The organism is Carnobacterium sp. CS13, from assembly GCF_016653495.1.
GTDB classification, from domain to species: domain Bacteria; phylum Bacillota; class Bacilli; order Lactobacillales; family Carnobacteriaceae; genus Carnobacterium_A; species Carnobacterium_A antarcticum.
On sequence record NZ_CP067364.1, the window covers coordinates 2,086,901 to 2,101,131 of the forward strand.

15 protein-coding genes are annotated in these 14,231 nt (G+C 38.9%); 7 read left to right on the forward strand and 8 right to left on the reverse strand.

The genetic code is table 11. From position 1 onward, the window contains the following. Positions 1-74: 74 nt before the first annotated feature. Positions 75-1,472: a 6-phospho-beta-glucosidase gene (locus tag JHE06_RS09820; RefSeq protein ID WP_201088650.1), complete on the reverse strand. Its 1,398-nt coding sequence runs from the start codon at positions 1,470-1,472 to the stop codon at positions 75-77. Positions 1,473-2,151: 679 nt separating this feature from the next. Next, positions 2,152-3,057, reverse strand: coding sequence for a LysR family transcriptional regulator (locus JHE06_RS09825; protein ID WP_058919181.1), 906 nt, complete (start codon positions 3,055-3,057; stop codon positions 2,152-2,154). A gap of 176 nt (positions 3,058-3,233) precedes the next feature. Between JHE06_RS09825 and JHE06_RS09830 the strand changes: the two genes are divergently transcribed. The 5 genes from JHE06_RS09830 (at position 3,234) to JHE06_RS09850 (ending at position 7,543) form a co-directional block, all read left to right on the forward strand. Further along, on the forward strand, positions 3,234-3,626 hold the full coding sequence (locus tag JHE06_RS09830) for a CidA/LrgA family protein (RefSeq protein WP_058919182.1): 393 nt from the start codon (positions 3,234-3,236) through the stop codon (positions 3,624-3,626). Continuing rightward, complete coding sequence (locus JHE06_RS09835) at positions 3,619-4,323, forward strand: LrgB family protein (RefSeq protein WP_058919183.1); 705 nt, start codon at positions 3,619-3,621, stop codon at positions 4,321-4,323. The genes JHE06_RS09830 and JHE06_RS09835 overlap by 8 nt, the downstream gene beginning before the upstream one ends. Positions 4,324-4,378: 55 nt before the next feature. Beyond that, the gene (locus JHE06_RS09840; RefSeq protein WP_058919184.1) at positions 4,379-5,497 is read left to right on the forward strand and encodes a lactate oxidase; all 1,119 of its coding nucleotides are present in this window, start codon (positions 4,379-4,381) and stop codon (positions 5,495-5,497) included. A 1,001-nt stretch (positions 5,498-6,498) separates the two neighbouring features. Next, the gene (locus JHE06_RS09845; RefSeq protein ID WP_058919186.1) at positions 6,499-6,810 is read left to right on the forward strand and encodes a hypothetical protein; all 312 of its coding nucleotides are present in this window, start codon (positions 6,499-6,501) and stop codon (positions 6,808-6,810) included. 199 nt (positions 6,811-7,009) lie between these two features. Further along, entirely contained in the window at positions 7,010-7,543 is a 534-nt protein-coding gene (locus JHE06_RS09850; protein WP_058919187.1) for a 3'-5' exonuclease, read from the forward strand. 60 nt (positions 7,544-7,603) lie between these two features. On the opposite strand, the gene JHE06_RS09855 is transcribed toward JHE06_RS09850, so the two are convergent. The 5 genes from JHE06_RS09855 to JHE06_RS09875 all read right to left on the reverse strand — a co-directional run bounded on the left by JHE06_RS09855 (position 7,604) and on the right by JHE06_RS09875 (position 11,383). Next, positions 7,604-8,143: a GNAT family N-acetyltransferase gene (locus tag JHE06_RS09855; RefSeq protein WP_058919188.1), complete on the reverse strand. Its 540-nt coding sequence runs from the start codon at positions 8,141-8,143 to the stop codon at positions 7,604-7,606. Between the two features lie 3 nt (positions 8,144-8,146). Beyond that, complete coding sequence (gene tsaE, locus JHE06_RS09860; RefSeq protein ID WP_201088651.1) at positions 8,147-8,629, reverse strand: tRNA (adenosine(37)-N6)-threonylcarbamoyltransferase complex ATPase subunit type 1 TsaE; 483 nt, start codon at positions 8,627-8,629, stop codon at positions 8,147-8,149. 149 nt (positions 8,630-8,778) lie between these two features. After that, positions 8,779-9,417, reverse strand: coding sequence for an NAD(P)-dependent oxidoreductase (locus JHE06_RS09865; protein ID WP_442857102.1), 639 nt, complete (start codon positions 9,415-9,417; stop codon positions 8,779-8,781). Positions 9,418-9,538: 121 nt separating this feature from the next. Next, complete coding sequence (gene pta, locus JHE06_RS09870; RefSeq protein WP_201088652.1) at positions 9,539-10,519, reverse strand: phosphate acetyltransferase; 981 nt, start codon at positions 10,517-10,519, stop codon at positions 9,539-9,541. A gap of 183 nt (positions 10,520-10,702) precedes the next feature. Then, positions 10,703-11,383, reverse strand: a complete 681-nt coding sequence (locus JHE06_RS09875) for a uracil-DNA glycosylase (protein WP_201088653.1) — start codon at positions 11,381-11,383, stop codon at positions 10,703-10,705. A 181-nt stretch (positions 11,384-11,564) separates the two neighbouring features. On the opposite strand from JHE06_RS09875, the gene JHE06_RS09880 reads away from it, so the two are divergent. Both JHE06_RS09880 and JHE06_RS09885 read left to right on the forward strand, forming a co-directional pair. Beyond that, on the forward strand, positions 11,565-12,467 hold the full coding sequence (locus tag JHE06_RS09880) for a Cof-type HAD-IIB family hydrolase (RefSeq protein WP_201088654.1): 903 nt from the start codon (positions 11,565-11,567) through the stop codon (positions 12,465-12,467). Between the two features lie 179 nt (positions 12,468-12,646). After that, positions 12,647-12,811 carry a YvrJ family protein gene (locus tag JHE06_RS09885; protein ID WP_082664202.1) on the forward strand — a complete coding sequence of 55 codons (165 nt, stop codon included), beginning with the start codon at positions 12,647-12,649 and terminating at the stop codon, positions 12,809-12,811. A 56-nt stretch (positions 12,812-12,867) separates the two neighbouring features. On the opposite strand, the gene JHE06_RS09890 is transcribed toward JHE06_RS09885, so the two are convergent. Further along, positions 12,868-14,223: a PFL family protein gene (locus JHE06_RS09890; RefSeq protein WP_201088655.1), complete on the reverse strand. Its 1,356-nt coding sequence runs from the start codon at positions 14,221-14,223 to the stop codon at positions 12,868-12,870. Positions 14,224-14,231 lie beyond the last annotated feature (8 nt).

Here is a 14,231-nt window from a genome sequence, read left to right on the forward strand (position 1 = left end):
AACAGCGCTTACATTAAATAGTGTTAAATCAAGCTGAATTTTTCATCAGCTTAATTTAACAGAATCTCTATCCTTTAATTGCTTTTCATTAATTCATCCACATAGTTAACTGTTTCAGGTTGATTTTTTTCAATCTCTTTTATTTTTTCAGCAAACTGCGGCAAGTAATATTTATGTGCATAAAGCATTTCATCCAATAACGTTTTAGCTATTGTTCCGCCTGGTACTAATGGATTGATCGTAAATGCTTGCAGTGCTGCACCATAATCCCCATCAATAGCTGCCCGAATCACCGTTTCTTCCATAGCTTTCATATTCTGGATGATGCCTCTAGCTGCAGGAGGAAACGCTCCCCAGTTATACGGTTCTACACCATGGGCTGTAACAGCACCTGAAACTTCTACAATACTGTCGTATGGCAAGTCCGTTATCGTTCCATTATTTTCAGTAGAAACAACCATATCTGTCCGTTTATCATTTTGAATAGAGGCAATGATCTCACAAGCTGCATCACTGTAGTGTGTTCCGCCGCGTTGCGATAACTCATCTGGTTTGTGATCTAGTTGCGGGTCTTTGTATAGTTCAAATAGACGTGCTTCTGTTTCTTTAACCACCTGAGCTCTGGTCTCGCCTTTTTCGAACTCTTCAATAGAATGATTTAACATTTCATCTTCAATATAATAATAGCGGTGGTAACCGCAAGGCAATAGTCCTAAGTCTTTGATTTGTTCATAATGGAAAGGAGCGTTATGAATGTTCTTCAAGTGGCTATCTTCTTCAGATTGATTAGGGCCGTAAATCAAATCAATCAGTTCTGCTGTTCTTTCTTTACCCGTTTTATCCCAAACTCGATGCCAATGGAAATGATTGATTCCGGCAAATTTAAAGAACAGCTCTTCTTCCGGTATGCCTAATTTTTCTGAAGCCGTTGAACAGTGTCCAATTGGAACATTGCATAGCCCAACTGTTTTTTTCCAACCGCCGTGCTTAATAGCCGCTTCTGTGACCATACCTGCTGGATTTGTAAAGTTGACCAACCAAGCGTCTGGACAAATTTCTTTCATATCCTTAATGATGTCTAAAATAACTGGAATCGTTCGGAACGCTTTAAACATTCCTCCTGCTCCATTTGTTTCTTGACCTAATACGCCATGCGATAATGGAATCCGTTCATCTTTCACACGTGCATCCAATAGACCTACTCGGAATTGTGTAGTGACAAAATCGGCTCCTTGTAAAGCGGCTTTACGGTCAAGTGTCAACTCCACTTTCCAATCAAGTCCCGCTGCTTTAACCATTCGTTTTGCCATTTCTCCCACGATTTCTAGTTTTTCTTTGCCTGCTTCAATATCGACCAAAACGATTTCTTTAATCGGCAATTGATCTTTCCGTTTGATATATCCCTCGATCAATTCCGGTGTATAACTGGAACCTCCACCAATTGTAACGATTTTCAATGCTTCTTTCGACATATGTAATTGTCCTCCTTTTTATAAAACGCTTTCTTTTCCTAAATTGACTATACTTTATGTAATGCATTACATGTCAAGCACTAAATTAAAAATAATTTTTCAGTAGAAAAAAAGCACCTCTAAAAACAAACGGATGCCTGCCTTTAGGGGTCTATTGTGTCAATTAAATTAGCTGTTGACTGATTGGTCACTAAATATGATTTTATTCTTTTTTCATAAGTGTTGCATAACTAAGCATTACCTTCTTTTAAAAACTGCTTTCTAAAAAATCAAGGTGTTCTTACGGATCATACCACTGCCATTCATCGTTCATATGGCGCTCAATTAGTTTTATCCGATTCGATCAGACCTTTTCGGCCTTAGCCGAAAAGCACAACTGCTGCACTTGATTTGCATGCCATACCGATAAAAATTTCTCATCCTTACCGTCATCAAAAAGGGTTTTCGTACCTTATCCTCCATTCAAATTCACCCTTTTTTTAAAAAATTAAAGTAGTAAATTTGAGTATCGTTATCGCCAACTGTTATAATAATAAATCCAGAAAAACCATAGGTAACTGAGTAATAGCTCATAACAATTGCTAAAAAAAGGCTAAAAACCTTTGTTAGCCGGTTCCCAGTCCTTTTTTATTGTATTCTCTCTTTCAAGTGTATTCTTTTTGAAAAAAACTCCGTTCCATTATTTTTTATGAAGCTCTTTTCCGTAAGATTCAGCGAGTTCAATCAGGACCTCGTTGAACTCTGTTTGGAAATACGTGGTGTTGCTGAGTTTCTTATTCACGATGAGGCTAATGTAAAACTGAGGTGCATTTTCAATTGGAATTCTGACTAAACGTGGACGGTCTTCTACTAAGATGTCGCTCATAAAAGCAAGCATGTGAGTGGAAGAAGCAATGGACAATGCCGTTTGGATTTCTTTGGTATAAAGAGTTTGCGGCTGTTCAATATGATTGTCTTTCATCCATTGTTTAAAAATACGCTGGTGGGTATAGCCTTGCGCTAACGAAATAAACAATTCGTCTTGAATTTCTGCTGCTGTGACGCTGTCTTTTTTGGCTAAAGGGTTGTCAGGAGATGCCCAAAGTGCCATTTCTTCTTTTTTTAAAGGGATCTGTAACAAGTTATCTTCGGCAAAAGTAAGACGATCGCTCCCAATAATGGCTAACGGAACTTGTCCTTTGCGCACCAAATCCAACATGACATCCGAGCTTTCTTCTTCAATAAGCTTCATAGAGGCAGAAAACTTCTTCAAATGCGGCATCAGCTGGGCCATGAAATGACCGCCAATGGTCGGCAAAAAACCAAAGTAAACGACTTGATTTTTTAAATCATGAATTTCTTCTTTAGCCTGTTCTACCGACTTTAAGATATGTGTAGAGTATTTAAGCAATATTTCTCCCGTTTCCGTTAAACGCAAGTTCTTGTGAATTCGTTTTCTATCAATCAAGACAGTATCCAGCTCTTTTTCCAAGCGTTTTAAAGTCATCGAAATAGAGGGTTGTGAGACATAAAAATGTTCAGCAGTTGCAGTAAAATTCAGTGTTTCAGCTAAACGGTTAAAATAAACTAAATCTTGCAGATTCATGGTGTTCTCCTTTCGAGGCTTGTGAAGCTCGTAACATAAATAAAATCTATAATAAATCCCTTTTCATAAATATAATTTATCATACCATAAAAAAACAATATTTTCTAAGTAAAACAAAACATGATATAGTATATGTACTGAAGCGCTTACAAATCATTAGTGGAAGGTGTGGCATTTTGAAATTGATCAAACAGCTTTTTTGGATTTTTTTATTCTCTTTTTTAGGGGAAGTTATTTCCGCTTTAATGGCTTCATTTATAGCCATTCCAGGGAGTGTCATCGGAATGATTTTACTGTTCTTCGCGTTGCATTTTAAATGGATCCGCATGGAGCAAGTAGATGAAGCCGGCACATGGCTGACAGATAACATGGGCATTTTCTTCGTCCCAGCAGGTGTAGGGTTGATATCAAACTTTGATGTTTTAGCCAACACGTGGTGGCAGCTGCTGATTATTATGGCAGTAACAACCGTGCTTATGATGGCATTTGTTGGGAAAGTGGTACAAGGCGTAAAACGCCGTGCAGAGAAAAACACTGTACCGGAGAAAGGAGAAAACTTGCATGTTTGATAAGATTTTAACCAGTCCATTTTTGTGGATCGTGGTTACAGTAGGTTTGTATTTGCTGGCTGGAAAATTAAAAGCCAAATGGCCGAATCCGCTGTTTACGCCTTTAGTATTTGCGATTGTTGTCATTATCATTCTGCTTCTAGTAACCGATATACCGCTGGAAACCTATAATACTGGCGGACAATTCTTTAGTTTGTTTGTTACTCCAGCTACTGTAGCTTTAGCCATTAAACTGGAAAAGAATTTTGTATATTTGAAAAAATACTATCCAGCAATCTTAACTGGAATCGTATCCGGAGTGGTTTTCCATACGGTAATGATTTTTGCTTTCGCATTGTTGTTCCAATTTGACCGGAATATGGTGGCAACGTTGATTCCGAAATCGATTACTACAGCGATTGCAGTTGGCGTTTCTGAATCCCTTGGCGGTATTGTTTCCTTAACCGTTGCGGTGGTTGTATTTACTGGAGTGATTGGTGCTGTCGTCGGACAAACAGTTTTCAAAATATTCAAAATTGATGATCCAGTAGCTCAGGGAGTTGCTCTTGGAAGTTCCTCTCACGCAATGGGAACCACCAAAGCGATTGAAATGGGTGACGTTCAAGGCGCGATGTCTGGGTTGTCAATCGTTGTGACGGGAATTGTCGTCGTTATCTTAGCACCATTAACGGTTCCGATTATCAATTTATTGTTTTAATTTAAAATGGGTTTAAAATTTAAAAAAATACACATAAAAGGATGGTTGAAAAACTATGGTAGATGAACAAATTATTAAATATGATGCACCAACAGTAGAACAAGAAATCGATGTTATCAGCACTTATCGACTTGAAGACCAAGCTCGCGAAGTAGTGCCTAAAGGCGGGTTTGATTATATCTCAGGTGCTTCTGGTGAAGAATACACATTAAAACAAAACAACGAAGCTTGGAAACGCAAAGGTATTTTGCCTCGTGTATTAGCGGATGTCGAAAATCCTGATACTTCAACTTCTATTTTAGGCCATGACATCAAAGTACCATTTATCATGGCCCCAATCGCAGCTCATGGGTTAGCTCATGCAACTAAAGAAGCCGGAACAGCTAAAGGAATCGCTGAATTTGGCGGAACGATCATGTCCATCAGTGCTTACTCAGGAGCTACATTTGAAGAAATCGAAAAAGGCTTAGACGGCAGCCCACGGTGGTTCCAAATCTACATGAGTAAAGATGACGAAATGAATAAAAACATTTTAGACGAAGCAAAAGCTGATGGCGCTACAGCAATCATCTTAACAGCTGATGCAACATTAAGCGGCAACCGTGAAAAAGACATGCTGAATAAATTCGTTTACCCATTTGGTATGCCGATCGTATCGCGTTACTTGACTGGATCAGGTAAAAATATGTCTCTGAACAATATTTATGCTCAATCAAAACAAAAAATCTGTCCAGCAGATGTTAAATTCATTTCTGATTATTCAGGATTGCCTGTCTTTGTTAAAGGGATCCAAACTCCTGAAGATGCTGTCTTAGCTATTGGTGCTGGAGCAGCAGGTGTCTGGGTTTCTAACCACGGAGGCCGTCAATTAGACGAAGCACCGGGTTCATTTGATACATTAGCTGAAATTTCTAAAGCAGTCGCTGGTCGTGTTCCAATCGTATTCGACAGTGGCATTCGTCGTGGAGAACACATCTTCAAAGCGCTAGCAAGCGGTGCTGACATCGTTGCTGTAGGTCGTCCAGTATTATATGGATTAGCTTTAGGCGGATGGAAAGGCGTTAAATCTGTTTTAGATTACTTCGAAACAGATTTAAGACGAGTTATGCAGCTAGCTGGAACACAAACAATTGAAGACGTGAAAAACGCTCGTTTGTTTGATATGAAAAAATAAGTTTTTGAGTAAGTGAAGCAGCACTGGCGCCCGTAATGGACGTCGGCGCTGCTTTTTTATTGGAGGCTTTTTTCCGAGGTGAAAAGCGGGTTGACTAGATGTTCTCTTCGATTTCACATTCTTCTTTTTTTGTTTATATAATGAGTAAATAATACTCTAATGCTCACAGCTACAATCAATATAGGTATAATCCAAACCAGACTGTAAAAAAATTCCCGAGTGAATTTATCTTTGATTGTCGTATCCTCTCTTAACGTAAGAATAAGATTAGTAATGGTAAGTAGCAGTACTAATGACAAATAGGAATCAGCAGATGATTTTAATATTTTTTTTATTACAGCAGACAATTTTCACCCTTCTTTCTATTAAATCACTCTATAAATTCGACGGTACTGCCTAAACTAGGCTAGCTATTTCCATTCTTCCACTTAGAGATGGATCGCCTCGAGATTTGTAATCGATTTGCCACGTCTCCTTGCAGCTTTCTTTCTATATCATCATACCGAAAGCACTGACCATGGACTATCAACCATTGGTTACCTTTTAGCAACCAAATGGTTTACATGAGACTGAAAGTATGAAAAAAGCACCTTATCAACCATTAGGTGCTCAGATGTAAACCATTGCGTTCTTTTAGTGTCTCAACGTTTCCTAGACAATAGAGCTAGAAGTAAGATAAGAACTATCTACGGAGGTTGTCCAATGAATAAATGTCTTCTCTTTAAATTTCTTTCAGCAGTTGTCTTTAGTTCAGCTATTTTTGCATTAATAACTCAAACCATCTTCGTGGGGTACAGTTTGTTAATCTTAGGGTATTGCCTTCTTAGAAAATCAGATAGGACTGAATAACGTTTGAAAGCCACCCCACCGATACATAAAATAGGCATGTTTTTTCAATTGCCGCAATTCTAAAAAAACGTAAAATCATCGTTTTTTAGTTCCTTTTTCTGTATAATAAAAAAAGAAAAAAGGAGGAACTATAATATGATCGTTTGGAAAGTTTGGGTTTTATTATAATCCCCATTGTTATGGCAAGTATTGCACTGGTTTATTTTCCTGCTCTATTTATAACCGGAAATAATGATGTGATGAATCAATTCCCGTATTTATTTGGTCTAGTCTTTTTTATCGCAGGGACATTGTCTTGGTTTATTGGAAATAAATTGCCTAAAAAGGAACAGCATTTATTTGATGAAAATGGAAATAAAGTCATTATTAAAAATACGCATTCATTCTTCTTCATTGAAGTAAAATACTTCATTATAGTATTCTATCTTATTGGACTGTATCAGTTACTGAAAGGATTATTTTAAAAATCCACAGGAAAACCACTTTAAGGGATGAGACAAAAGTCTCATCTCTTTTTATATATCCATCTCTTTCTTTTAGAACATGCTCCAAAAGAAAAGCCACTGAAATTCTTAAACTTTTCTTATAATCAAACCGGAAATTAGCCTTTTAAGATAAAAGCGACTATACTATTAACAGAATGTCTGTTCGAGGAGGAAAAAAATGAATTTTATTGCACTGGATTTTGAAACAGCCAATCACCAACGGCACAGTGCTTGTTCTGTAGCATTAACCATTGTACGAAACAGCCAAATTGTCGACCACTATTATTCTTTGATCAAACCAGAAACCGAGTTTTTTTGGCGCAATATTCAAATTCACGGGATTCATGAAAGCGACGTGGCAGATGCACCGAACTTTGCCCGTGTCTGGGAAGACATCAAGCCCTGTTTTAAAGAAAACAAATTGATCGTCGCTCACAATCTGCCTTTTGATCGCGGCGTTTTGCACGGTTGTTTAGATTATTATGAAATTGAGCGACCGCATTTCCAAACACTGTGCACCGTTCAATCGAGCCGCAAACTCATTACTGAACTTCCTAATCATAAATTGAATACCGTTTGTGATCATCTAGGTATCGAATTAAAGAATCATCACCACGCTTTGGATGACAGCAATGCGAGTGCGAATATCTTGCTTTATTTAGAAGATCGCTTTGGAACGGATCCATTAAAAAAAATGGTCAAACATATTTGACTTGGCAGTACCATTAACAAAAAAGAGGACAAAGAAATATTTCTTTGTCCTCTTTTTTGTTTACTCTGTTTCACCAATCAACAGACTCATCAAGCAGACATCCAAATAACTGCCGTCGTCGTCTTTTACGCCGCGTTGCATGACTGCTTCTTGCAAGAAACCCAATTTTTCATATACATGGATCGCTCGTTTATTACGTGCTTGAACCGTCAGTTCCAACCGTTTGATAACGCCGGATGCTGCTGCCCATTCAATGATGTCTTCTAACAGTAAGGTTCCTAATCCCATACCCCAATAGTCTTTTACAATGGAAACACCCAGCTCTCCAATATGTTTCACTTTGGGGCTGGAACCTCCGTTGATAGATGCCATTCCAACGATATTCTCTCCGTCCAAAGCCAGTAACAAAAAGTTGTTATCTGATTCATCAATTTTTTTAAGATGGTGTTTTTCTTCTTCGACCGTTATCTTCGGTCCTTCACTTCCCATGGTCAAAAAGCTTGTTTCTTTTGACGTTTGGCTAACGTGTGCCAAAACGCCAGCAGCATCATTAGGCGATGCTGGACGAATTGAAATAGCTACTGATTGTTTTTCTGACATTTCCTAAACTCCTTTTTCCTTTTCACTTTCATCCAAACGGCTCAACAATTCTTCGTAATGTTGGCCTACTGCTTTGAAAGTGATGGTGCGCTCTGTTAAATCTTCTCCAGAGGGCTGTAATTTGATTTGCAAGTATTCACTAGGGATATCCTCTGGAATGAATGTAGCCCACTCTACGATAGAGACTCCATCGCCTTCAAAATATTCTTCTAACCCTAGGTCTGTTCCGCCGGTTTCTTCTAACCGGTAAACATCCATGTGATACAGAGGCAACCGGCCATCTAAATATTCACGGATAATGGTATAAGTCGGACTTTTAATGACTCTTTTGATTCCTAGTCCTGTTGCTAACCCCTTAGTAAAAGTTGTTTTCCCAGCTCCCAGATCGCCTTCTAATAAGATAATATCGCCTGGAATAAGGAAGGCTGCCAGGGCAGCAGCAATTGCTTTTGTTTCATCTTCATTGTGTGCTTGAATTGGTTTCATCTCTTTCCCTCTTATCTATATAAAATCCTGTTTTCCTGATAGAACTTCTTTTAACTTAATTGTAAAGCACTAGGCAGAAAAATGCGAAACAAAAATTCCACCAAAAGCCGCTAAACAGCTTATGGTGGAAAAATAACGAAACAATTTTTTTATTTGCTGCAAACCGTAAAACGCTTGCCGACAAAAGCTCGATTTTCGATTTCATCTATTAAAGCAATGGCATAATCAGCGTAACTGATTTCACTTTGACCCAAGTGATTGGTTAATAGATAATCTGTGCCAACTTGGTAGCCTCCAGTCCGTTCTCCTTTTGGATTAAAAAATTGAGAAGGGCTTAAATAGGTCCAATTTACCTCAGTCGTTTTTTCTAATGTCTCTAAAGCTTTGCTCATATGAAAAGCAGTTGGTTTGGCAACATCTGGAAAGTCTGTTGTATCCATTAACCGGGTACCGTTTTCTCTATCGACTATTAAGCTGCCTGCTCCTCCAACAACGATTAAACGAGGTTTGGAGTGTCCTTTCAGAATGGCTATTAAGTGTTCCAGACTAGTCTGGTGAAGTTCTTCGCGTCCTTGAGGAGGCTTGAAAGCATCGACTACCACGTCTAACCCCTTAACGTCTTCATAATTCAAATCGTATAGATCTTTTTCGACGATCGTCCAGTCTTGGTCTTCCAATTTATTCGCATTTCGAACAAGCGGCACCACTAAATATCCTCTATCCAATGCTTCTGCTGTAATACGCGAACCGGATTTTCCTGTAGCGCCAATAATTCCTATCTTCATCATGAATCCCTCCTTACTTTCTATTGCTCTCATTCATTATAATAAGAAGCAGCGAGCAAGCGCAAACATTCTCACTTATATAGAAAAAAAGTGATGCTTCTTTTAAAGAAAGCATCACTTTTTTTTAGTTCATTAAGCTTTGAGTAGCTGTAATGATCGCTAGTTTATAAACATCTTCTTCGTTACAACCACGTGAAAGGTCAGAAATTGGTTTATTCAATCCTTGCAAGATAGGTCCAATAGCTTCAAAGTTACCAAAACGTTGGGCAATTTTGTAGCCGATATTCCCAGACTGTAATTCAGGGAATACAAAGACTGTTGCTTGACCTGCAACTTTTGAATCAGGTGCTTTTTGTTGTCCAACAGACGCTACGTAAGCAGCATCAAATTGTAATTCACCGTCGATTTCATATTGTGGAGCTAATTCTTGAGCAATTTTAGTTGCTTTAGCGACTTTGGTTGCTTCTTCAGCTTTTGCTGATCCCATAGTTGAAAAGCTTAACATTGCCACTTTAGGGTCAATGCCAAATAATTCAGCCGTTTTAGCACTTTCAACAGCAATTTCAGCTAATTCTTGAGCATTTGGATTTACGTTGATAGCACAATCTGAGAACAAGTATTTTTCATTATCGCGTCCACGCAACATAATGAATGCGCCACTTGTCCGGCTCACACCTGGTTTTGTTTTAATGATTTGCAAAGCAGGACGAACAGTATCACCTGTAGAATGAACCGCTCCACTGACTAATCCTTCAACTTTGCCCATGTAGGTCAACATCGTTCCGAAATAGTTTTCATCTTTCAGCAACTCTCTTGCTTGTTCTTCTGAAACTTTTCCTTTACGACGCTCAACGAATGCAGCGACCATTTCATCCAGGCCTTCATAATTGTTTTGATCAATGATTTCGATGTTATCGACATTAAAACCGCGTTTTTTAGCAATGTCTTTAATTTCTGCCGGGTTACCAAGCAATACCGGGTGAATCAATTCTTCTGATTGTAAACGAACAACTGCTCCAATAATACGAGGCTCTGTTCCTTCTGGAAAAACAATTCGGATATTTTTTCTAACGATGTTAAATTTTAAACTATCAAATAATTCCACGCTAATTCCCTCCACGTTTTGTGTTTTTTACTTCTCTTCTATCATACTATCTTATGTCAGAAAATAACAGTTTTTTGAGCCTGTTTTCTAAATAAACTCTATATTTCATCGCTTTTCTCATTTGCTATCCATTTTGCGTTAGTACAGTTTTTAAATATCCCTCATATAACCGCTTGGAGAATTTTAGACTTCCTCCGGCAGCTGCCAGTTAATCGGTTCTTGCCCCATTCGAATCAACGCAGCATTGGCTTTCGAAAATGGTTTTGATCCAAAAAATCCTCGGTAAGCAGATAACGGGCTAGGATGCGGCGAAGTAATGACTGTATGTTTTTGTTCATCAATCAAGGCTCGTTTCTTTATCGATGGACTTCCCCATAAAATAAATACCATAGGGGTTTCTCGTTCGTTCAGCTTTTGTATCACCATATCTGTTACTTGTTCCCACCCTTTATTCCGGTGTGAATGAGCTTCTCCTTTGCGTACGGTCAACACTGTATTCAACAATAACACGCCTTGATCCGCCCAAGATTTTAAATAACCGTGTTTTACTGGAGGATAGCCTAAATCACTTTCTAGTTCTTTATAAATATTTAAAAGCGATGGTGGAACTTTCACTGTAGGTTGTACAGAAAAACTCAAGCCATGAGCTTGATGCGGACCATGGTAAGGGTCTTGTCCCAAGATCACTACTTTGACTTCATGATACGGCGTCCACTCAAATGCCTCCCAGATTTGATCCATTGCTGGGTAAACTGTTTCTTCTTGGTATTCTTTTGCCAAAAACTGTCTCAGTTTTTGATAAGCAGGAGTCAAACTCGCTTGGTTTAAAATCGGCGCCCAGTCATTTTTAATCGGTATAGTCAAAATATAGCCTCCATTCTTTATCTTTTCTTGTTCATCGTACTAAAGTTCTTAATCTCGTACAAGTATTTCGACTACTTTACCTAAGCAGCAGTTTAAGTACGGTAAAACTTTATTCATACTTTTTTTGATTGAATAATGGTAAACTAAAAAGGACAAATGAATCTTAGGAGGAAAAACAATCATGATTAAACTTATTGCATCGGATATGGATGGAACATTACTTAATGGACGTATGGTCATTTCAGAAACGAATGCTAAAGCTATCTTGGAAGCACAAAAACAAGGCATTCGTTTTATGGTCGCCACTGGCCGTGGATACACAGAAGCTAAACCATTATTAGAAGAAGTCGGCATTTCTTGTCCGCTCATCACTTTAAACGGAGCACAAGTCTATGACGAAAAAGGCGAAGTCATCGAAAATATCGGCATCGAGAAAGACACTGTTCGCACGATTTTGAAGAAAACAAGAGACTTGAATCTTTACTGTGAAATGACTACCTCACATGGTATTTATTCAGATAATAAAGCCAAACGGATCGAGTCAGTTGCTTCTTTGCTTTACAAAACCAATCCAGATACTTCTTTCAAAATGGCTGTTGTTTTGGCAGCTGCCCGTTTAGAAATTATGAATATCAATTATGTTGCTGAATACGAAGAACTATTAGAAAATGATTCTATCGAAATCTTAAAAATGATTACTTTTAGTGAAGATGGGCCAGAAGTATTAAGTCCTTTAGCAGATGATTTAGCTACTACCGGTGATTTAGCCATTACTGCTTCATTTATTAACAACATTGAAATCAACCACATCAAAGCTCAAAAAGGCCTTGCTTTAGCCCGTGCAGCAGAAAAATGGAACATCCCAATGGAAAACGTAATGGCTCTGGGAGATAACTTTAATGATGTCTCAATGTTAAAAGTAGCTGGTTACAGTGTGGCTGTTGAAAATGCTGAAGACGGCGTCAAAGCGCAAGCTAAATACCTGACAGCTACTAACAATGATGACGGTGTTGCTCAGTCAGTCTTATTGGCACTCAGCAATGACATGGATCAGCAATTGGTTTCAGTACCATCAAAAGATTAACGCACGTTCCATAGCAATCGTTTAATAAAACAATGATTTGCTTCGTTGAATTTTATGTAAAACAGCTCTTGCCGCTTTATCGGTAAGAGCTGTTTTTGTATCTCTATAGGTGACACTGCTGGTTTTCATTTCGTTATCTTTAATGAGATGGCACTCTTCTCAAGAAAGGAGCGGTCCTAATGGAAGCGAACACGGAATGGTTATCTGTTATTGCTGAGATTATCGGCAGTCTTGGTTTCCCCATTTTTGTTGCCTGGTTTTTACTCCAACGAATGGAAACAAAACTCGACGAATTAGTCAAAGCTATTCAAGACCTGAACCATGTCTTTAAAAGTACTCCATAAAAAAAAGCGTTTGAGACAAAGGTTCTCATTGTCTCAAATGCTTTTTTTGTTGAATTTTAATTTTTAAATGAATGTACAGGCGCAGGGATTCTGCCCCCTCTGGCAATAAAATCAGAGGACCCAAAAGGATTGACCGCCATCACTGGTGCAGTTCCCAACAAGCCGCCTAAAACGATTCGATCGCCTACTTTTGAACCAGGAGCCGGAATAACACGTACAGCAGTCGTTTTATTGTTGATCATCCCGATTGCTGCTTCATCTGCAATCATCGCTGCTAATGTAGCGGCTGACGTATCTCCCGGAACAGCGATCATATCTAATCCTACTGAGCAGATAGCGGTCATGGCTTCCAGTTTATCAATCGTTAATGCTCCCGCTTCTACAGCTTGGATCATACCGATATCTTCTGAAACCGGAATAAATGCTCCCGATAAACCTCCAACATGTCCGCATGCCATGATACCGCCTTTTTTTACAGCATCGTTCAATAAAGCTAAAGCTGCTGTTGTTCCATGAGTTCCTACTCGTTCCAATCCCATTTCTTCTAAAATATGCGCAACTGAATCGCCAACTGCCGGTGTTGGTGCTAGTGACAAATCAACGATTCCAAACGGAACATTCAGCCGCTTCGAAGCTTGCTGCCCTACCAACTGACCCATACGTGTGATTTTAAAAGCTGTTTTCTTCACAGTTTCTGCTACCACATCAAATGATTCGCCTTTCACTTTTTCAAGTGCACGCTTCACAACCCCTGGACCGCTGATCCCCACATTGATGACACAATCCGCTTCACCTACACCATGAAAAGCACCTGCCATAAACGGATTATCTTCTACAGCATTCGTAAACACAACTAATTTAGCGCAGCCCAATCCTTGTGTTTCTTTCGTTAATTCTGCGGTTTCTTTAATGATTTCGCCCATTTGAGCAATAGCATCCATATTGATGCCGCTCTTCGTTGACCCTACACTAACAGAAGCACAAACGCGTTCTGTTTCAGCTAAAGCACGGGGAATAGAACGAATCAAAATCGAGTCCCCTTTGTGGTAGCCTTTGTCCACTAACGCAGAGAAACCGCCAATAAAGTTTACTCCTACTTCTCTGGCGGCAGCATCTAATGTTTTAGCATAGGCTACGTAATCCTCATCAGCTGAAGCTCCTGCAATCAACGAAATAGGCGTAACTGAAATACGCTTATTCACAATTGGGATGCCATATTCTGCTTCGATTGCTTCACCGGTTGCTACTAAGTCTTTTGCTTGTGTGACGATTTTTTCATAAATCTTTTTTCGAGCCCGTTCACCGTCGCTATCAATACAATCCAATAACGAAATCCCCATAGTGATCGTACGGATATCAAGTTTTTCTTCTTCAATCATGCGAATCGTCTCTAATATATTGGTTGGTTCCAAGTCGGGTT

Coding starts and splice junctions, on each gene's coding strand:
- JHE06_RS09820 (WP_201088650.1), bottom strand. CDS start 1,472: ATGTCGAAAGAAGCATTGAAAATCGTTACAATTGGTGGAGGTTCCAGT.
- JHE06_RS09825 (WP_058919181.1), bottom strand. CDS start 3,057: ATGAATCTGCAAGATTTAGTTTATTTTAACCGTTTAGCTGAAACACTG.
- JHE06_RS09835 (WP_058919183.1), top strand. CDS start 3,619: ATGTTTGATAAGATTTTAACCAGTCCATTTTTGTGGATCGTGGTTACA.
- JHE06_RS09840 (WP_058919184.1), top strand. CDS start 4,379: ATGGTAGATGAACAAATTATTAAATATGATGCACCAACAGTAGAACAA.
- JHE06_RS09850 (WP_058919187.1), top strand. CDS start 7,010: ATGAATTTTATTGCACTGGATTTTGAAACAGCCAATCACCAACGGCAC.
- JHE06_RS09855 (WP_058919188.1), bottom strand. CDS start 8,143: ATGTCAGAAAAACAATCAGTAGCTATTTCAATTCGTCCAGCATCGCCT.
- tsaE (WP_201088651.1), bottom strand. CDS start 8,629: ATGAAACCAATTCAAGCACACAATGAAGATGAAACAAAAGCAATTGCT.
- JHE06_RS09865 (WP_442857102.1), bottom strand. CDS start 9,417: ATGATGAAGATAGGAATTATTGGCGCTACAGGAAAATCCGGTTCGCGT.
- JHE06_RS09880 (WP_201088654.1), top strand. CDS start 11,565: ATGATTAAACTTATTGCATCGGATATGGATGGAACATTACTTAATGGA.
- JHE06_RS09885 (WP_082664202.1), top strand. CDS start 12,647: ATGGAAGCGAACACGGAATGGTTATCTGTTATTGCTGAGATTATCGGC.